The sequence below is a fragment of the Cellulomonas triticagri genome (assembly GCF_003696205.1).
Classification (GTDB): Bacteria; Actinomycetota; Actinomycetes; order Actinomycetales; family Cellulomonadaceae; genus Cellulomonas; species Cellulomonas triticagri.
Genome location: NZ_RFFI01000088.1, coordinates 1 through 18,529 on the forward strand (window position 1 = coordinate 1; position 18,529 = coordinate 18,529).

Annotated in this window: 20 protein-coding genes and 1 tRNA gene; 13 read left to right on the forward strand and 8 right to left on the reverse strand. The window is 74.7% G+C overall.

Annotation, left to right across the window (positions count from 1 at the left end; all coding sequences use genetic code 11):
- From EBM89_RS14655 to EBM89_RS14700, 10 genes are all read left to right on the forward strand, one after another.
- A partial coding sequence (locus tag EBM89_RS14655; RefSeq protein ID WP_233571757.1) for a pseudouridine synthase occupies positions 1-911 on the forward strand: 911 nt, incomplete at its 5' end.
- A gap of 26 nt (positions 912-937) precedes the next feature.
- On the forward strand, positions 938-2,080 hold the full coding sequence (locus EBM89_RS14660) for a prephenate dehydrogenase (RefSeq protein ID WP_122150225.1): 1,143 nt from the start codon (positions 938-940) through the stop codon (positions 2,078-2,080).
- Positions 2,077-2,811, forward strand: a complete 735-nt coding sequence (gene cmk, locus EBM89_RS14665) for a (d)CMP kinase (protein ID WP_233571758.1) — start codon at positions 2,077-2,079, stop codon at positions 2,809-2,811. The genes EBM89_RS14660 and cmk overlap by 4 nt, the downstream gene beginning before the upstream one ends.
- Positions 2,808-3,491: a lysophospholipid acyltransferase family protein gene (locus EBM89_RS14670; protein WP_122150201.1), complete on the forward strand. Its 684-nt coding sequence runs from the start codon at positions 2,808-2,810 to the stop codon at positions 3,489-3,491. The genes cmk and EBM89_RS14670 overlap by 4 nt, the downstream gene beginning before the upstream one ends.
- Positions 3,492-3,540: 49 nt before the next feature.
- The gene (gene der, locus EBM89_RS14675) at positions 3,541-5,073 is read left to right on the forward strand and encodes a ribosome biogenesis GTPase Der (RefSeq protein ID WP_199732145.1); all 1,533 of its coding nucleotides are present in this window, start codon (positions 3,541-3,543) and stop codon (positions 5,071-5,073) included.
- Complete coding sequence (locus tag EBM89_RS14680; RefSeq protein ID WP_199732146.1) at positions 5,070-6,167, forward strand: hypothetical protein; 1,098 nt, start codon at positions 5,070-5,072, stop codon at positions 6,165-6,167. Before der ends, EBM89_RS14680 begins: the two co-directional genes overlap by 4 nt.
- A gap of 179 nt (positions 6,168-6,346) precedes the next feature.
- Positions 6,347-7,033 (forward strand): GntR family transcriptional regulator, encoded by a 687-nt coding sequence (locus EBM89_RS14685; protein WP_122150229.1) that lies wholly within the window; start codon positions 6,347-6,349, stop codon positions 7,031-7,033.
- On the forward strand, positions 7,030-8,283 hold the full coding sequence (locus EBM89_RS14690) for an MFS transporter (RefSeq protein ID WP_233571759.1): 1,254 nt from the start codon (positions 7,030-7,032) through the stop codon (positions 8,281-8,283). The genes EBM89_RS14685 and EBM89_RS14690 overlap by 4 nt, the downstream gene beginning before the upstream one ends.
- Before the next feature lie 48 nt (positions 8,284-8,331).
- Positions 8,332-8,405, forward strand: a tRNA-Pro gene (locus tag EBM89_RS14695).
- A gap of 104 nt (positions 8,406-8,509) precedes the next feature.
- Positions 8,510-9,118: a hypothetical protein gene (locus EBM89_RS14700; protein WP_122150202.1), complete on the forward strand. Its 609-nt coding sequence runs from the start codon at positions 8,510-8,512 to the stop codon at positions 9,116-9,118.
- Here the strand turns inward: EBM89_RS14700 and EBM89_RS14705 are convergent.
- From EBM89_RS14705 to EBM89_RS22170, 3 genes are all read right to left on the reverse strand, one after another.
- A complete protein-coding gene (locus EBM89_RS14705) occupies positions 9,105-9,440 on the reverse strand; it encodes a TfoX/Sxy family protein (RefSeq protein ID WP_122150204.1) in 336 nt (111 codons plus the stop codon). The two genes, EBM89_RS14700 and EBM89_RS14705, sit on opposite strands and share 14 nt — an antisense overlap.
- A 142-nt stretch (positions 9,441-9,582) precedes the next feature.
- Positions 9,583-9,915: a transcriptional regulator gene (locus EBM89_RS22165; protein ID WP_122150206.1), complete on the reverse strand. Its 333-nt coding sequence runs from the start codon at positions 9,913-9,915 to the stop codon at positions 9,583-9,585.
- Positions 9,912-10,481 (reverse strand): hypothetical protein, encoded by a 570-nt coding sequence (locus tag EBM89_RS22170; protein WP_122150208.1) that lies wholly within the window; start codon positions 10,479-10,481, stop codon positions 9,912-9,914. The genes EBM89_RS22165 and EBM89_RS22170 overlap by 4 nt, the downstream gene beginning before the upstream one ends.
- A 217-nt stretch (positions 10,482-10,698) precedes the next feature.
- On the opposite strand from EBM89_RS22170, the gene EBM89_RS14720 reads away from it, so the two are divergent.
- Genes EBM89_RS14720 through EBM89_RS14730 form a run of 3 tightly spaced genes read left to right on the forward strand, consistent with a single transcriptional unit; the run spans position 10,699 to position 14,839 of the window.
- Positions 10,699-12,432, forward strand: coding sequence for an ABC transporter ATP-binding protein (locus EBM89_RS14720; RefSeq protein ID WP_122150210.1), 1,734 nt, complete (start codon positions 10,699-10,701; stop codon positions 12,430-12,432).
- Entirely contained in the window at positions 12,429-14,450 is a 2,022-nt protein-coding gene (locus tag EBM89_RS14725) for an ABC transporter ATP-binding protein (RefSeq protein ID WP_122150212.1), read from the forward strand. Before EBM89_RS14720 ends, EBM89_RS14725 begins: the two co-directional genes overlap by 4 nt.
- A complete protein-coding gene (locus EBM89_RS14730) occupies positions 14,447-14,839 on the forward strand; it encodes a hypothetical protein (protein ID WP_122150214.1) in 393 nt (130 codons plus the stop codon). The genes EBM89_RS14725 and EBM89_RS14730 overlap by 4 nt, the downstream gene beginning before the upstream one ends.
- Before the next feature lie 116 nt (positions 14,840-14,955).
- On the opposite strand, the gene EBM89_RS14735 is transcribed toward EBM89_RS14730, so the two are convergent.
- The 5 genes from EBM89_RS14735 to EBM89_RS14755 all read right to left on the reverse strand — a co-directional run bounded on the left by EBM89_RS14735 (position 14,956) and on the right by EBM89_RS14755 (position 18,409).
- Entirely contained in the window at positions 14,956-15,357 is a 402-nt protein-coding gene (locus tag EBM89_RS14735) for a PLDc N-terminal domain-containing protein (RefSeq protein ID WP_122150216.1), read from the reverse strand.
- A 118-nt stretch (positions 15,358-15,475) separates the two neighbouring features.
- Entirely contained in the window at positions 15,476-15,922 is a 447-nt protein-coding gene (locus EBM89_RS14740; protein WP_122150218.1) for an SRPBCC family protein, read from the reverse strand.
- Between the two features lies 1 nt (position 15,923).
- Positions 15,924-16,304, reverse strand: a complete 381-nt coding sequence (locus EBM89_RS14745) for an ArsR/SmtB family transcription factor (protein WP_233571760.1) — start codon at positions 16,302-16,304, stop codon at positions 15,924-15,926.
- Between the two features lie 74 nt (positions 16,305-16,378).
- On the reverse strand, positions 16,379-16,864 hold the full coding sequence (locus tag EBM89_RS14750; RefSeq protein WP_122150220.1) for an SRPBCC domain-containing protein: 486 nt from the start codon (positions 16,862-16,864) through the stop codon (positions 16,379-16,381).
- Positions 16,865-17,023: 159 nt separating this feature from the next.
- Positions 17,024-18,409, reverse strand: coding sequence for an NtaA/DmoA family FMN-dependent monooxygenase (locus EBM89_RS14755; RefSeq protein WP_122150221.1), 1,386 nt, complete (start codon positions 18,407-18,409; stop codon positions 17,024-17,026).
- Positions 18,410-18,529 lie beyond the last annotated feature (120 nt).

The following is an 18,529-nucleotide window of genomic DNA, read 5'->3' on the forward strand; positions in this document are numbered from 1 at the left end:
CGGCCCGCGGTGGCGCGGGCGGCGGTCGTCCCTCCGGTGCCGGTGCGGGCGCCCGCGGCGCGTCCGGTGCCCGCCCGTCGCGCGGCCCGAACCTCGGCCGTCCCGGGTCCGCGTGGCCCGCGAAGCCCCGGGTGACCCCGGACCGTCGTCCGCGCAGCACCGAGCCCGCCGTCGACGTGCACGACCCCGAGGGCGTGCGGCTGCAGAAGGTGCTCGCCCAGGCGGGTCTCGGCTCGCGCCGGGCGTGTGAGGACCTGATCACGGCGGGCCGGGTGTCCGTCGACGGCCAGATCGTCCTGGAGCTCGGCGTGCGGGTGCACCCGCGGGAGTCGGTGATCCACGTCGACGGCCTGCGGCTGCAGCTCGACCAGAACGTCATCACCCTCGCGCTGAACAAGCCGCTGGGCGTCGTGTCGACCATGCACGACCCGGAGGGCCGTCCGTCGCTCGCCGAGTTCGTCGGCAACCGCGAGGAGCGGCTGTTCCACGTCGGGCGGCTCGACGCGGACTCCGAGGGCCTGATCCTGCTGACCAACGACGGCGATCTCGCCAACCGGCTCTCGCACCCGTCGCACGGCGTCACCAAGACGTACCTCGCGACCGTCGAGGGCCGGGTCACCCAGGGCCTCGGGGCGCGCCTGCGCAAGGGCGTCGAGCTCGAGGACGGCGTGGTCGCGGTCGACGGCTTCCGTCTGGTCGACCAGACGCCGCAGGCCAGCATGGTCGAGCTCGTGCTGCACGAGGGTCGCAACCGCGTCGTGCGCCGCCTGATGGAGGAGGTCGGGCACCCCGTGACCCGCCTGCTGCGCACCCAGGTCGGCCCGATCCGCCTCGGGGACCTGCGCCCCGGTCGTACGCGCGTGCTCGGCAAGGCCGAGGTCGGCTCGCTGATGACGTCGGTGGGCATGTGACCACCCCCGACCTCCCGTCCGGCGCCCTGGACGCCACGGGCACGCCGGCCACGGCCGGTGCGTCCGCGGCGACCCGCGGGCCGGTGCGGGTCGTCGGCGCGGGGCTGCTGGGCGCGTCGGTGGGGCTCGCCCTGCGGGCGCACGGCGTCGACGTGACGCTGCACGACCCGTCCCGGACGGCCCTGGCGCTCGCCCGGGACGTCGGCGCGGGCCGTCCGGCCTCGGCGGACGACGTCGAGCCCGCGCTGGTCGTGGTCGCGGCGCCGCCCGACGTGACGGCCGACGTCGTCGCGGCCGAGCTCGCCGCGCACCCCGGTGCGGTCGTCACCGACGTCGCGAGCGTCAAGGGCTACGTGCTGCGCGAGCTGCGCGCCGCGGGCGCCGACCTCACCCGCTACGTGGGCTCGCACCCCATGGCCGGGCGGGAGCGCTCCGGCCCGGCGGCGGCCGTCCCGGACCTGTTCGTCGGGCGGCCGTGGGTCGTCGTCGACTCGGGGGAGTCCCGACCGGACGCGCTGCTGGCCGTCCGGGCGCTCGCCACCGACCTCGGCGGCGTGCCCGTGGTGCTGGACGCCGACGCGCACGACGCCGCGGTGGCCGCCGTGTCGCACGTCCCGCAGGTCGCGGCGAGCCTCGTCGCGTCCGCGCTGCGCGGCGCCGAGCCGGACGCGCTCGGCCTGGCGGGGCAGGGGCTGCGGGACGTGACCCGCATCGCCGCGTCCGACCCCGCGCTGTGGACGTCGATCCTCGCGGCGAACGCGCAGGCGGTGCGGGACGTGCTGCTCGCGGTGCGGTCGGACCTGGACGAGGTGCTGGGCGCGCTGGACAGCGCCGCGCGGGCGAACGGGCCGGAGGACGTCGAGCTCGGCGCCCTGGCCCGGCTGGCCCGGCTGCTGTCCGACGGCAACGCCGGGGTCGCCCTGGTCCCCGGCAAGCACGGCGGCGCCCCGCGCCGGTACGCGGTCGTCACGGCGCTGGTCCCCGACCGGCCCGGCGAGCTGGCCCGGCTGCTGACGGACGTCGGCGCCGCGGGCGTGAACCTGGAGGAGCTGCAGCTCGAGCACGCGGCGGGGCGACCCGTCGGCATGGCGTCGGTGTCCGTGGACCCGGCCCGCTCGGCGCACCTGGAGGCGGAGCTGACGGCCCGCGGATGGAGACTGGTCAGATGAGCACCACCCACGAGCAGCACGGCGCGCGCGCCGTGGTCGTGGCGATCGACGGGCCGTCCGGCTCGGGCAAGTCCTCGGTGTCCCGGCGCGTCGCCGAGCGCCTCGGGCTGGCCTACCTCGACACCGGCGCGATGTACCGCGCCGCGACCTGGTGGGCGTTGCACCGCGGCGTCTCCTTGACCGACGGCGACGCCGTCGCCGACCTCGTGCGCGACATGCCGCTGGTCATGGGCGTGGACCCGCGCGAGCCCGGTGTGCACGTCGACGGGCACGACGTCGGCGAGGCGATCCGCGAGACGGCGATCTCGTCGGCGGTCAGCGCCGTCGCCACCAACCTCGAGGTCCGGGCCGAGCTCGGGCGCCGCCAGCGCGCCGAGATCGCGGCGCAGGCCGCGTCGTCGTCGTTCTCCGGCGGGCGCGGCATCGTCGCGGAGGGCCGGGACATCACCACCGTCATCGCTCCCGACGCGGACGTGCGGCTGCTGCTCATCGCCTCCGAGGAGGCCCGGCTCGCCCGGCGCGCCCGCGAGGTGCACGGCTCCGCCGACGCCGCGGCCGTCGAGGCGACGCGCGACCAGGTCGTGCGGCGGGACGCCGACGACTCGACCGTCTCGCAGTTCCTGGTCGCCGCCGACGGCGTGGTGACCGTCGACTCCTCCGAGCTCGACCTGGAGCAGACGGTGCAGGCGGTCCTCGACGTCGTCGCCCGTACCGCGGACCTGCACGCGTGAGCGCCCGCGGTACGACCACCGCGCGCGAGCAGGACGTGCTGGGAGAGGTGCCGGCGTGGGCGCGCGGGATAGGGCTGCTCCTCGCGCACGGGGTGTGGGCGAGCCGGGTCGTCGGGCGGGAGCACGTGCCGTCCGACGGTCCCGTCGTGCTCGCCGCCAACCACGTGAGCATCGTGGACGGTCCGCTGCTGCAGGGCGTCACGCCGCGGCGCGTGAACATCCTGGTCAAGGAGGAGATGTTCGCCGGCCCCGTCGGCGGCATCCTCCGGGCCTCCCGGCAGATCCCGGTGGACCGCTCCGGCGGCCGCGCCGCCCTCGTCAGCGCCCTGGGCGTGCTGCAGCGCGGCGGCGCGGTGGGCGTGTTCCCCGAGGGGAACCGCGGTCGCGGCGACGCGGCGTCGGCGCGCGCGGGCGTCGCGTGGCTCGCCGTGAACGGGCACGCCCCGGTCGTGCCGGTGGCGATCCTCGGGACGCGCCGCACCGGCGAGTCCGTCGGGCACGTCCCCGGGTTCCGGCGCCGCCTGCACGTCGAGATCGGCGAGCCCCTGCACCTCGACGCGGTCGAGGGTCAGCCGCGCCGCGAGGCCATCGCGACCGGCACGGAGCAGGTGCGGCTCGCCCTCAGCGCCCTGGTGGCGCGGGCCTCGGTGCGCACCCGCGTCATGCTCCCGCGGGACTGAGCCGCCGTCGCGTCCTGCGGCGGGCCCGCGGTCTGGGATCATGGTGCCCATGAGTGACGACCTGTCCGAGCAGACCGCCCCCGCCGACGCGGAGGTCCTCGAGATCAGCCCGGACGCCGAGGCCAACCTCCGCGCCCCGGAGACCGAGGAGGAGGCCTCCCGCGAGCGCGCCCTGCGCGTCGGGCTGGACGAGTACGAGCTCGACGAGGAGGACGTCGCCCTGCTCGGCGGCGAGGGCCTCGAGCTGGACGAGGACGGCCAGCCGCTCGCCCTGCCCGTGCTCGCCGTGGTCGGCCGGCCGAACGTCGGCAAGTCCACCCTCGTCAACCGCATCCTGGGTCGCCGCGAGGCCGTCGTCGAGGACAAGCCGGGCGTCACCCGCGACCGGGTGTCCTACCCCGCGGAGTGGGCCGGACGCCGGTTCACGCTGGTCGACACCGGCGGCTGGGAGGTCGACGTCGCGGGCATCGAGGCGCGCGTCGCCGAGCAGGCCGAGGTCGCGATCTCGCTGGCCGACGCCGTCCTGTTCGTCGTGGACGCCACCGTCGGCCCGACCGCCACCGACGAGCGCGTCGTCCGCCTGCTCCGCAAGTCCGGCAAGCCGGTCGTCCTGTGCGCCAACAAGGTCGACGGCCCGCGCGTCGAGGCCGACGCCGCCGAGCTGTGGAGCCTCGGCCTCGGCGAGCCCCACCCCGTCTCGGCGCTGCACGGCCGCGGGACCGGCGACCTGCTGGACGCCGCGATGGCCGCGCTGCCCACCGAGTCGCAGCACGGCGTCGCCCGCCCGGGCGGCCCCCGTCGCGTCGCGCTGGTCGGCCGCCCGAACGTCGGCAAGTCCTCGCTGCTCAACAAGGTGCTCGGCACCAACCGCGTCGTCGTGGACGACGTGGCCGGGACCACCCGGGACCCCGTGGACGAGCTCGTCGAGCTCAAGGGCGTGCCGTACTGGTTCGTGGACACCGCGGGCATCCGCCGCCGCGTGCACCAGACCTCCGGCGCTGACTTCTACGCCTCGCTGCGCACCCAGGCCGCGATCGAGAAGGCCGAGGTCGCCGTCGTCCTGCTCGACGCGTCCAACCCGCTCACCGAGCAGGACACCCGCGTCATCCAGCAGGTCATCGACGCCGGTCGCGCCCTGGTGATCGCGTACAACAAGTGGGACCTCATGGACGAGGACCGCCGCCCGTACCTGGAGCGCGAGATCGAGAAGGAGCTCGTGCAGATCCAGTGGGCGCCGCGGGTCAACATCTCCGCGCGCACCGGCTGGCACACCGACCGCCTCGTTCCCGCGATCACGCGGTCGCTGGACTCCTGGGACACCCGGGTGCCGACCGGGCGCCTCAACGCGTTCCTGGGCGAGCTCGTCGCGGCGCACCCGCACCCGCTGCGCGGCGGGAAGCAGCCGCGCATCCTGTTCGCCACCCAGGCGTCGACCCGCCCGCCGCGGTTCGTGATCTTCGCCTCCGGGTTCCTCGAGGCCGGGTACCGCCGGTTCATCGAGCGCCGCCTGCGCGAGACCTTCGGGTTCGAGGGCACGCCGATCTCCATCTCGGTGCGCGTCCGGGAGAAGCGCAAGCGGTGACCGCCACGCGGGGGAGCGCGGCCCCGGCACGGCTGCACCGGTCGCCGGTGCTCGTGCTCGGGCTGCCGCGCGACCCCGCCGGCCCGCGGCACGTCGCGGGCTTCCTGGTCATCACCGTGCTGACGGTCCTCGTCACGCGGGCCGCTCTCGCCCTCACCGGGTTCCCGCAGCTCGGGGGCGGCGGGCTGCACGTCGCCCACGTGCTGTGGGGCGGGCTGCTGATGGCGCTGGCCGTCGTCGCGACGCTGTCCTGGGCCGGACCGGTCGTGCGGCCGCTGGCCGCGCTGGTCGCGGGCATCGGCTTCGGGCTGTTCATCGACGAGATCGGCAAGTTCGTCACGTCGGACAACGACTACTTCTTCGAGCCGACCGCCTCGCTGATCTACGTCGTCGTGGTGCTGCTCGTCCTCGTCGGCGAGGTCATCCACGGCCGGGGACGCCCCGACCCGCACGAGACGCTCTCCGCGGCGGCCGACCTCGCCGTCGCCGGGCTGGCGGGCGGGTTCTCCACCCGGGCGCGGCGGCAGGCCCGCGCGCTCGCCGACGCCGCCGGGGACGTCCGGGGCGCCGCCGAGGTGAAGGCGCTGCTCGCCGTGGTCGAGGACGACGCCCGCGAGCTGCCGGACCCGATCAGCGCCGTCTCCCGGTGGGTCGTGACCACCTCCCGCCGTGTGGTGCGGGTGCGCTGGCTGCCGCGCCTCACCGTCGCCGTCCTCGCCGTCGTCACGCTGTACACCGTCGGGCGGGGTGTCGTCCTCATCGCGGGCGGGGCCGACCTGCCCTGGTGGGCCGAGGTCGGCATGATCGCCAGCGGGGTCGTGTCCCTCGCGTGCTCCGTGGTCGGGCTGCGGCTCGTCGGCACGGACCGGGTGCGGGGCTACGAGTGGTTCCGGCGCGCTGTGCTCGTCAACCTGCTGCTCACGCAGATCTTCCTGTTCCGGGTCGACCAGTGGAGCGCCGTGTCCGGCCTCGCCGTCGACCTGGTGCTGCTCGGGGTCGTCGCCGCGGAGCTCGACGTCCTCCGGGGACGTGCGGGGAAGGACCCGGCCCTCGACGTCGAGCCGGCCGCTGCCGAGGGCCGCGGTCCCCGCTGACGCGCTGTCCCCGTCCGGTGTGCTCCGGCGAGAACGTCATCGGTCGACGAGGTCGTCATTGCTGACGGACGACCTCGTCGACGGGTGACGACATCGGGCGGCGGCCCGGGCACCAGCGGGCGCGGGCCGGCCTGGTTGACTCGTGGGATGCGACTGAGATACATGTAGGCACCATGGACATGCTCGCACCTCCCGCCGCCGCCGAGGTCGCGTATCGGCACGTGAAGGACGACCTGCTGGCCGGGCGGCTGCCCGCGGGGGAGATGCTGAGCGAGGGCGACGTCGCCGCGGCCCTCGGGATCAGCCGCACCCCGGTGCGCGAGGCGTTCCTCCGGCTCGCCGCCGACGGCTGGCTGCGGTTGTTCCCCCGACGTGGCGCCCTCGTCGTCCCCGTCGCCCCCGGGGAGGCCGAGGCCGTCGTGGACGCCCGCCTGCTGCTGGAGGGCAGCGCGGTGCGCACGGTCGTGGCGTCCCCGGAGGTCCGCGCGGTGCTCGTCGGCACGCTGCGCGACCTCGTGGACCGGCAGCGCGGCGCGCTCGACGCCGGTGACCTGGAGCTCTACGCGCAGCACGACGCGGCGTTCCACCAGCAGATCGTCGCCGCGGGCGGCAACCCGGTGCTCGCGGAGTTCGCCGCGACCCTGCGGGAACGGCAGCGGCGCATGATCGCGCTGTCCGTCGGGGCGGCGGGGGAGCGTGCGCCCGGGTTCGTCGCGGACCACGAGCACCTGGTCGCCGCGATCGAGCGGGGCGATGCCGACGCGTTCGCCGCCGCGCTGCGCACCCACCTGCACGACGCCCACCTGCACGGTGGCGACCTGCACGGTGTCGACCCGCAGCGTGCCGCTGGCGGGGCTGCCCGGTGACCGCCACCACCGGCGAGCGGGTGGCCGTCGCGAGCAGCCCGGACGTCGCCCGGCGGGCGTGGCTGCGCGTCGGTGCGCTGATGTTCGCCGTCGCGTGGGGCGGCAACGAGTTCACGCCGCTGCTGGTCATGTACCGCGAGGTCAGCCACCTGTCCGCGCTGACCGTCAACGTGCTGCTCGCCGCGTACGTGCTCGGCATCGTCCCGGCGCTGCTCATCGGCGGGCCGCTCTCCGATCGGTACGGGCGGCGACCGCTGCTGCTGCCCGCCGCGCCGCTCGGCATCGTCGGGTCGCTGGTCCTCGCGCTCGGTCCGGCCTCGGTCCCGGCCCTGGCCGCCGGGCGGGTGCTGTCCGGGCTCGCGCTCGGGCTCGTCATGGCCGTCGGGACGACGTGGGTCGCCGAGCTCAGCGCCGCCACCGGCGCCCCGCGCGCCGGGGCCCGCCGGGCGTCGCTCGCCCTCACCCTGGGGTTCCTGCTCGGCGCCGGGTTCGCGGGCGTGCTCGCGCAGTGGGGGCCGTGGGGGACCGGGACGCCGTACGTGCTGCACGCCGTCGTCGCGCTGGTCGCGGGGCTCGCGGTGCTACCCGTCCCCGAGACGCACCCCGCACCGGCCACGCCCGGTCGGCTGCGCGACGACCTGCGCGTCCCCGCGGTCGGGCACCGACGCTTCCTGCGCGTGGTGCTGCCGCTCGCCCCGTGGGTGTTCGGCGCGGTCGGGTCCGCGTACGCCGTACTGCCGGGCCTGATGCGGGAGCACACCGGGGGGATGCCGATCGCCTTCTCCGCCCTGCTCACCGTCGTGACGCTCGCCGTCGGGTTCGGCGTGCAGCAGCTCGCCCGGCTCGTGGACACCAGCCGCAGCGCCCGTGCGTCGGTCGTCGCCCTCGGCATCCTCGTCGTCGGCATGGCCCTGGCCGCGTGGGCGTCCGCCACCCTCGCGCTGCCGGTCGTGCTGCTCGCCGCCGCCGTCCTCGGCGCCGGGTACGGGCTCGCCCTGGTCGCCGGGCTGTCCGAGGTGCAGCGGATCGCCACCCCGGACGACCTCGCGGGGCTCACCGCCGTCTACTACTCGGCGGCGTACCTCGGGTTCTTCGTCCCGGCGGTGCTCGCCTGGCTGTCGACCCGGTGGCCCTATCCCGCGATGTTCACGGCCGGGGCGGTCGTCGCGACGGGCTGCCTGGTCGTGGTCGCCGCCGCGTGGCGCGCCCACCTGCCCGCGGGGGACGGAGGCACCGTCCGGATGCGGTAGAGTTTCCGAGGCTCCTGCGGGGGCCACCGGGGTTCCCCAGGGGACCATCGGGCTGTGGCGCAGCTTGGTAGCGCACTTGACTGGGGGTCAAGGGGTCGCAGGTTCAAATCCTGTCAGCCCGACGTAGAGTCGCAGGACAGAGGCCGTCTCCTTCGGGAGGCGGCCTTCGTCGTCCCGGGCGCGGAAGGGCCCCCGGCAGCCCCCTGGGCCCCGCTACGGTGTGCGCGTGCCTGCTGCACCTCCCGACACCGCGGCGCCCGCGGCGCGGCGCGTCCGGGCCCGCAGCTTCGCCGAACGGGTCGAGCGCGCCCGTGAGCGCAACCGCCGACGTCGCCGACGCGCGACCCTCACGCTGGTCGTGTCGTCCGCGCTCGCCGTGGTGGTCGCCGGGGCGACGGCGCGGATCGCCGCGGCGCACGGGGGCCCGGAGCTGCGCTGGGCGGTGCTGCTGCACGGCAAGCGGGGCAGCAGCGAGTGGGAGTTCGTGGTCCCGACGGCGGACGCGTGGTGGGTCGCGCTGCTGGTGCAGGCGGTGCCCGCGGTGCTCGCCCTGGTGACTCTGGTGGTCGCGCACCCGGCCCGGTCGTGGGACTCGCCGGTCGACGGGGCCCCGACGTGGCTCGGGGCGGTCCTCGCGCCCGGCCTCGCGATCGCGCTGGTCGGGGGATTCGCCGCCGACGCGGCCGGGCGCGGACCGGATGACCCCGGACGGGTGCTCGTGGCGTCCTCGCCGCAGGTCGTCGCGTTCCTGGGGTTCGGCGTCGTGGCGGTCTGCACCTGGGTCGAGAGCCGACGGCTGCGCCGTCGAGCACCGGCGCCCGTCAACCCCGGCTGACCGAGCGGTGGTGCTCCCGGGCGAGGTCGAGCCACCCCGCGAGCTCCTCGTCGCGGTCCAGCGCGCCGGCGTCGACCGTCAGCCACCCGCGTCCCATCCGACGGCCACGACCCATCACCGCCCACGAGGCACCGGGGCGGGCGGCGAGCTCGTCGTGCCGTTCACCCGCGACACGCACCAGCAGGTCCCCGTTCGCGCGCACGCTGGCGACCATGGCGTCGTCGAGGAAGACGGAGACGCCGCCGAACATCGGTGCAACGCGGAGACCCGGCTCGGCCACGAGGTGGGCGCGGATGCGCGCCAGGAGGTCGGACCGGGCCATGCGCCACCCCCGTGGGCTCGTGCGGTGCGGCCAGGCTAGGCCCCTGTCGCGGCGCGACGCCGAGCGTCCGGTAGAACCGCAGGGACGCCGCGAGGTCGCGGGTGACGATGCCGATGAGGGTCGTGAACGGGACGGCCACGGCCTACGAGGCGTCCGGGGGCTCCGCGTCCACGAGGCGGGTGATCGAGCGCAGCAGGTCGAGCTCGGCGAGCAGCGCCGCTCGGCCGGCGGGCGTGATGCGGGCCCACGTGCGCTGCCGGCGGCCGTCGTACCCGCGGCGCAGGTCCACCAGCCCGGACGTCACCAGGACCTCGAGATGCCGCCCCAGGTTGCCGTCGGTGAGGCCGAGCGCGCGCTTGAGGTAGCCGAAGTCCGCGTCGGTGCGCTCGGTGAGGATCGCGAGCACGCCGAGGCGGGCGCGCTGGTGCACCGTCTCGTCCAGGCGGGACAGCGGGTGCGGGTCGGGCTCGCTCACGCAGGGACCTCCGCGGGCACGGGGGTCGAGCGGCGTCGCTCGATCCGGATCGCCCGGCCGGTGAGGACGGCGAACGCCACGGCGGTCGCGACGCGCACCGCGACCCCGGGGTCGGCCGGCAGCCAGAACAGGGTGATCGCCGCGCCGTTGAGGTGCACGAACGGCCCCAGCGCCAGCAGGACGAGGCCGGGCACCCAGAGCCCGCGGTCGCGACCGCGCCAGCCCAGCACGACGAGACCCGCCCCGAGGAGCGCCTCGGCTCCGACGAACAACGGGGCGACCAGCCCGAACGGCAGGAACGGGACCAGCAGCAGACCGACCGCGACGAGCCCGTACCCGTCCCGGCCGTTGCCCGCGCCGCGCAGGGCCCGCTGGACCGCCATCGCGGCGACGACGAGCAGGAAGGTCAGCCCGGGCAGGAAGGCGTCCCAGAGTCCGGGCAGGCGCAGGTACCGGCCGACGGCGGCCAGGACGACCAGCGCCACGGTCACGGCGGCGAGCGGGATCGACCGGGCGTGCCGGGCGGCGCGCTCCCGCTCCAGGATCCTGACCAGGTACGACGTCATGCACCCACTCTGCCACGCAGAGTGAGTGGTCGGGAGGTGGTCGGGGAACGGGTTCCGCCCGCAGCGAAAGACACCACGCAGTCATCCTCAATGAGGACGACGCGTGTCGGAGGGGGGTCGTAACCTCGACCCTGCCGATCGCGCGTGGTGCCCCCGGACCGCTCCCCGAGAGGCCGAGATCGACGCTCTCGCCGACCGCCGACCCCTGGAGACCCGTGTGCTCGTCCGACTTCTGATGCGCTACCTGCGCCCCTACCGCTGGCTGCTCGTCGGCGTGCTGGTCTTCCAGCTGGGCTCCGCCCTGGCGATGCTCTACCTGCCCAGCCTCAACGCCCGGATCGTCGACCAGGGCGTCGCCCTGGGTGACACCGGGTACATCTGGCGGACCGGGGCGTTCATGCTCACCGTGTCGCTCGGCCAGATCCTCGCCGCCGTGGTCGCGACGTTCTTCGCCGCGCGCGCCGCGATGCAGGTCGGCCGCGACCTGCGCAACGACATCTACGGGCGCGTCAGTGGGTTCTCCGAGCGGGAGATCTCCCGGTTCGGGGCGGGGTCGCTGATCACCCGCAACACGAACGACGTCCAGCAGGTCCAGATGCTCTCCATGATGGGCGCGACCATGCTGGTCAGCGCCCCCATGCTCGCCATCGGCGGCGTGATCATGGCGCTGCGGCAGGACGTCGGGCTGTCGTGGCTGATCGCCGTGTCGGTGCCGGTGCTGCTGGTCATCGCGGTGCTGATCATCGGCCGGATGGTCCCGCTGTTCCGGTCGTTCCAGACCAAGCTCGACGGCGTCAACCGCATCATGCGCGAGCAGCTGACCGGGGTCCGGGTCGTGCGGGCGTTCGTCCGCGAGGAGATCGAGGCGGACCGGTTCCGCGTCGCGAACACCGACATCATGGTCGTGGGCCGCAAGATCGGCTCGCTGTTCGTCGTGCTGTTCCCGCTCGCGATGCTCGTGCTCAACGTGACCGTGGTCGGCGTGATCTGGTTCGGCGGCATCGAGGTCGACAACGGGTCGGTGCAGATCGGCACGCTGCTGGCGTTCATGCAGTACATCGGCCAGATCCTCATGGGTGTCCTCATGGCCACCTTCATGACCGTGATGATCCCGCGCGCCGCGGTGTCCGCCGAGCGCATCTCCGAGGTGCTGGCGAGCGAGTCCACGCTCGCGGAGCCGGAGCAGCCGGTGCACGCCGCCACCGTGCCGGGCGAGGTCTCCTTCGAGGACGTGACCTTCGCGTACCCCGAGGCCGAGCGCCCCGTGCTCTCCGGCATCTCGTTCACCGCGCGCCCCGGGCAGACGCTCGCGATCATCGGCTCGACCGGTGCGGGCAAGACCACGATGCTCTCGCTGCTGCCGCGCCTGTTCGACGTGACCGGCGGCACCGTCCGCGTCGGCGGCGTCGACGTGCGGGACCGCGAGCTCGAGACGCTGTGGGCCGAGATCGGCCTCGTGCCGCAGCGTCCGTTCCTGTTCGCGGGCACCGTCGCGTCGAACCTCCGGCTCGGCCAGGAGGACGCGACCGACGCCGACCTGTGGCACGCCCTGGAGATCGCGCAGGCCAGCGACTTCGTGCAGCAGATGGAGGGCGGGCTCGACGCCCGCATCGCCCAGGGCGGCACGAACGTCTCCGGCGGGCAACGCCAGCGGCTCGCCATCGCCCGCGCGCTCGTGCGGCGACCGCAGGTGCTGCTGTTCGACGACTCGTTCTCCGCGCTCGACCTCGCGACCGACGCCCGCCTGCGGGCGGCGCTGTGGCGCGAGCTGCCGGACGTCACGAAGATCGTCGTCGCCCAGCGCGTGTCCACGGTGACCACCGCCGACCAGATCCTCGTGCTCGAGGACGGCCGGGTCGCCGGTCTCGGCACCCACGAGCAGCTGCTCGAGTCCAACCAGACGTACCGCGAGATCGCGGAGTCCCAGCTCTCGGTGGAGGCCGGCGCATGAGCGAGAAGACCGCGAAGCCGGTGACGCCCAAGAAGGACGCCGCGCCGGAGCTGACGGAGGACGAGAAGCTCGAGATCGAGCTCGGCGAGCAGGCGCGCATCGCGTCGGACTCCTGGGACTCGGTGGCCCCGGGCAAGGCCGACAACTTCAAGCAGTCGTTCGGCCGGATGATCGGGCTGCTGCGCCCGTACAAGGTCGCGCTGGTCGCGGTGACCCTCATGGGTGCCGCGGGCGTGGTGCTGACCGTCCTCGCGCCGCGCATCCTCGGCCGGGCGACCGACGCCGTGTTCACCGGGTTCCTGTCCCGGCAGCTGCCGGAGGGCGTGACGCAGGAGCAGGCGGTCGAGGGGCTGCGCGCGCAGGGCCAGGACCGGGTCGCGGACATGGTCGCGGCCGCGGGCGACCTGGTGCCGGGTGCCGGGATCGACTTCGACCTGCTGGGTCGCCTGCTGCTCACCGTGCTCGCGCTGTACGTCGCGGGCGCGCTGCTCATGTGGCTGCAGGGCTACATCATCAACGTGATCATGGTCCGGGCGATGTGGCGCCTGCGCGAGCAGGTCGAGCAGAAGATCAACCGGCTGCCGCTGGCCTACTTCGACAAGGTGCAGCGCGGCGAGCTCATCTCCCGCGTGACCAACGACATCGACAACATCACGCAGACGATGCAGCAGTCGCTGTCCACGGCGCTGACGTCGATCCTCACCGTGATCGGCGTGCTGATCATGATGTTCTCGATCTCGTGGCAGCTCGCGCTGATCGCGCTGGTGTCCATCCCGCTGATGGGCGTGATCTTCGGCATCATCGGCCCGAAGTCGCAGGCGGCGTTCGGCATCCAGTGGCGCAAGGTCGGGCGCCTGAACGCCCGCGTCGAGGAGTCGTTCTCCGGGCACGCCCTGGTCAAGGTCTTCGGTCGCCGCCAGGACTTCCAGGACAAGTTCCGCGCCGAGAACGACGAGCTCTACAAGGCGTCGTTCAAGGCCCAGTTCCTGTCCGGGATCATCTGGCCGGGCATGTCGTTCATCGGCAACCTCACCTACGTCGGCATCGCCGTCGTCGGTGGGCTGATGGTCGCGAACGGCGGGCTGCGCCTCGGCAGCGTGCAGGCGTTCATCCAGTACTCGCAGATGTTCACGCAGCCGCTGTCCGAGCTCGGCGGCATGGCCGCGGTCGTGCAGTCCGGCACCGCCTCCGCGGAGCGCGTGTTCCAGCTGCTGGACGAGGACGAGCAGAACCCCGACGCGCCGGACGCCCCGGCCCCTGCCGAGGGCGACGGGACGATCGAGTTCCAGAACGTCGCGTTCTCCTACGACCCGGCGCACCCGCTGATCACGGACCTGTCCTTCTCGGTCCGTCCGGGGCAGACGGTCGCGATCGTCGGTCCGACCGGTGCGGGCAAGACCACGCTGGTCAACCTGCTGATGCGGTTCTACGAGCTCGACGGCGGGCGGATCCTCGTCAACGGCCAGGACATCGCCACGCTCAGCCGGCACGACGCCCGCGCGCGTACCGGCATGGTGCTGCAGGACCCGTGGCTGTTCGCCGGGACCATCCGGGAGAACATCCGCTACGGCCGCCAGTCCGCGACCGACGAGGAGATCCTCGCCGCCGCGCAGGCGACCTACGTGGACCGGTTCGTGCACTCGCTGCCGCACGGGTACGACACCGTGCTGGAGGAGGACGCGGCCAACCTGTCGGCGGGGGAGAAGCAGCTGCTGACGATCGCCCGGGCGTTCGTGGCGCAGCCGTCGGTGCTGATCCTGGACGAGGCGACGTCCTCGGTCGACACCCGCACCGAGCGGCTGCTCCAGCAGGCGATGGCCTCGCTGCGGCAGGGACGGACCTCGTTCGTCATCGCGCACCGGCTGTCGACCATCCGGGACGCCGACCTGATCCTCGTGATGGAGCACGGCGCGATCGTGGAGAAGGGCACGCACGAGGAGCTCATCGTCGCCGAGGGCGCCTACCACCGGCTGTACCAGTCGCAGTTCGCCGGTGCCCTCGTGGAGGAGGAGGCGTGACCTCCGGCACCCCGCGCACCACCGCCACCCGGCGGACCGGTGCGCGGGGGCCGCTCCCGGCGGTCCCCACCGCCGTGCTCGCCGCCCTGACCCTCGTGGTGGCGTTCGCCGTCGCGCAGGGGACCGGGGTGCGGGCGCTCGGCGGCGTCGTGCTCGTCGCCGGCGTGGTGTGGTGCGGGTGGCGGGCGCTGCCCGCGTCCGGAGTGCTGCGCGTGGGCGCCGTCGTGGCGCTCGGGGCGGTGTGCTTCGTCGCCTCGCACCTGCTCGCCGGGGCGCTCGGCGCCTGGCCGTCGGTGCTGCTCGTCGCCGCGGTCCTCGCGGTGGGCACGTGGGTGCTGGTCGACCGACGTCCGTCCAGAACCGGCCCGCCCCGTGCCGGCTCGTCCTGAACCAGCCGGCCGTGCGCCAGCCGGTCCTGGCGCCGGTCGTCCTCAGCCGGACCGTCCCGACACCGGCGGTCCGCCGGTGCCGGCGCGACCAGGACGCCGATCGCTCCTGGCGGTGATCAGGCCCCGTCGGTGGTGGGGTCGGCCTCCCGGGCACGCCGCTCCCGCTCGCGCAGGTCCGCCTCCCAGTCGCGGAGCATCTGCTCGTGCCGGTCGTCGGACGCGCGCATCCCGGCGAGGAACTCCGGGTCGTCGTCCGGGGCGAGGGGGCGGGGCCGCTCGTACTCGGGGAACCCCGCGGTCGCGGTGCTCGGCCAGGGCACCGAGCGCGGTGCGGAGCCGCCGAGCGGTCGGCCCGCGACGAGCCACGCGACGCTGCCGACGAGGGGCAGCAGCACGATCAGCACGACCCACGCGCCCTTGGGCAGGTTCCGCACGCGGTCGGTGTCCGACTGGATGCAGTCCACCAGGCAGTAGACGAACAGCGCGAGGTGGATGAGGACGGGCAGGTAGCGGATCACCGCGACCCCTCTCCTGACGGCCGGGACCCCCGGCGCTCCTGATGACCGCGTTCACGGTAGGGGAGCGGCGGGGGTCCTGTCCGCAGTTCGGAACACCTACCTGGTGCCCCTCGGGTCCTCAGCCCCAGTCGTCGATCTTCAGGTCGTGCGGGCGCGGGCGGCCGGAGCCGGTCTCCAGGTGCTCCCGGAGGCTCAGCAGGTAGGTCGCCCACTTGGTGCTGCAGTGGTGCATGAACTCGACGGGCTCCGCCCAGCCCTGGTGCCGGAACAGGACGACGGTGCGGTCGTCGGGCCGGCTGAGGCGGAACTCGACGTGGGTGCCGACCCACTCGGGCGGGCCGGCGACGACCCGCCAGCGCACGCTCACGCCGGGGTCGAGGTCCACGACCTCGATGACGTAGGGGTGCGTCGGGTCGTCGAACGGCACGCTGAGCCGTCCGCCGCGGCCGCCGTCGCCGGTGGTCGTGGCGCTCCACCACCCGGCGACGCCGTCGGCGGTGGACAGGGCGTGGGTGACGGCCTCGGGCGTGGCGCGGATGCCGATGCGGTGCAGGATGTCGACCATCTCAGTCGTCCTCCGGGTCGGGCTCGGTGGCGGGTGCGGTGGCGGGCGTGCTCGCGGCAGCGGCGCCGGTGGCGTGGATCGCCTCGGCCAGCCGCTGGATGCGCCAGAGGCGGGCGTCCCAGGCGCGACCGACGGCGTCGAGCTGCGCGCTCGCGCGGGCGAGCTGGTCGGTGTCGACCCGGTACCGGCGCTCACGCCCCGTGGTGGTGCCGTGCACGAGGCCGACGCGGTCGAGGACGGCGAGGTGCTTGGTGACGGCCTGCCGGGTGACCGGGAGCCGGTCGGCGAGGGTGGTGGCGGTGCCCTCGCCGGCGAGCAGCAGGTCGAGGACGCGGCGCCGGGTCGGGTCGCCGACGGCGGACCACAGGTCGTCGTCGGGCACGGACGCTCCGGGCACACCAGGCCCTCCGGGGTCCGGCGCCCGCGTGCCCGGCGTGGTGGTGCCGCCGGCGCCGGTCACGACGCCCCCGCCACGTGCTCGGCGTGCGCGACGAGGCGCGGCAGGAACAGGTCCCAGCCGCGCTCGTGGTCGGCGTAGGTCTGCTCGAGCACGGCGATCTCCCAGCCGCGCTCCCGGAACCCGGTCTCGGTCATGGTGAGCCGGGTGCCGTCGCCCGCGGGGTCGAGCGTGAACGTGACGAGCAGGGTGGTCGCGGGGGAGACCGGGTCGCCCGGCCGGTGCGTCCAGCGGAACGAGAACGTGCGGGGCCGGACGGCCTCGACGACGGTGAGGCGCTCGGTGACGGCGTCGGCCGTGCCGGGGGTGCCGAAGACGATCTCGCCCTCGGCGCCGGGGACGGGCTCGGGGAGCGTGGCGTCGTCGGACCACCAGGAGCGGATGTGCTCGGGGTGGCTGACGACGTCGTAGACGACGGCGGGTGGTGCCGCCACGTGCAGGGTGCGCGTGAGCGTCCCGACCTCGGTGGTGCTGTCCTGCGTCATCGCTGACCTCCGTGACATGCAACGAGTGGTTGCTCATCACGGTAGACCCGCGAGCCCCGACGCGCAACCACCGGGTGCACGTCCGGTCGTCCCGGTCCCGACGAGGCAGGGTGGGCGACGCCGCGACGTGGCGCCGCCCCCGCCTCGCGAGGTGCGCGCTCAGGTTCCGGCGACCCCCGCGAGAGCCGGCGTGGCGGGCGCGACCGCGCCCCGGCGCGTGAGCGGCGCCCGCAGCCCGAGGTGCTCCCGCAGCGTCGTGCCGGTGTACGCGCTCCGGTAGGCACCGCGCTCCTGGAGCTCGGGGACGACCCGGTCGACGATGTCGTCGAGGCCGGACGGGATGATCCACGGGCTGATGTTGAACCCGTCGACCGCGCCGGTGCGGACGAACCGGATCAGCCGGTCCGCGACACCGGCCGGCGTACCGACGAACCCGCCCTCGCTCTGCACCCGCACGACGAGCTGCCGGATGGACAGCCCCTCGGCGTCGGCGATCGCGCGCCACCGGGCGGCGACCTCGTGCGCCCGCGCGCCGGTGGTGGACGAGCCGCCCTCGGCACCGAGCTCGGTGACCACCGGGTCGTGCGCGGGCAGCGGGCCGTCGGGGTCGTAGCCGCTGAGGTCCTCGCCCCAGATGGTGCCGACGGCGTGCAGGGCGGTCGCGGGCGTCACCTGCTGCCAGCGCACCCACCGGGCCTTCTCCTCGGCGTCGGCAGGGGTGTCCCCGACGACGACCGCGGTGCCGGGGAAGATCTTGACGTCGTCCTCGGGCCGGCCGGCGCGCACCACCCGCGCGCGGATGTCGGCGGCGAACTCCAGGGCGTCCGCGAGCACGGAGCCGTGCCGGGAGAAGATCACGTCCGCCGAGCGCGCCGCGAAGTCACGGCCCTGCGGGGAGTCGCCGGCCTGGAAGATCACCGGGTGGCCCTGCGGGCTGCGCGGGGTGGTCGGGTCGACGGAGACGCGCAGCAGGTCGCCGTCGGTGACGACCGTGCGCACCCGCCCGCCGTCGGCGTCCGGCCAGGCGTCCCAGATCGCGCGCGCCGCGGCGAGCACCTGCTCGGCCCGGTCGTACCGCCGCGCGTGCTCGAGGTAGCCGCCGCGGCGGAAGTTCTCCCCGGTCCACGCGTTGTCGGTCGTCACGACGTTCCACGCGGCACGCCCGCCGGACAGCACGTCGAGGCTGGCGAGCCGCCGAGCGAGGTCGACCGGGTCGTTGTACGTGGTGTTCTGCGTGGCGACGAGCCCGATGTGCTCGGTGATCGCGGCGAGCGCGGCGAGCTGGGTGATCGCGTCCGGGCGGCCGACGACGTCGAGGTCGTGCAGCAGGCCGCGGCTCTCGCGCAGCCGCAGGCCCTCGCCGAGGAAGAACGCGTCGAACAGCCCGCGCTCGGCGGTGCGGGCGACGCGCTCGAACGAGGCGAAGTCGGTCTGCGAGCCGGACTCGGGGTCCGACCAGACGGTGGTGTGGTTCACGCCCTGGAAGAAGACGCCGAAGTGCACCTCGGCGTCGGGGCGGGTGATCGGGGGCTGCGGGGTGGTCATCGCGCGGGCTCCTCAGGCGGTGCGGCGGGCGGTGCCCGCGAAGCGGTCGGCGGGGCGGGCCAGGCCCAGGTGGTCGCGCAGGGTCGCGCCGCCGCGCGGGGCGGCGGTGACGCGGGCGGC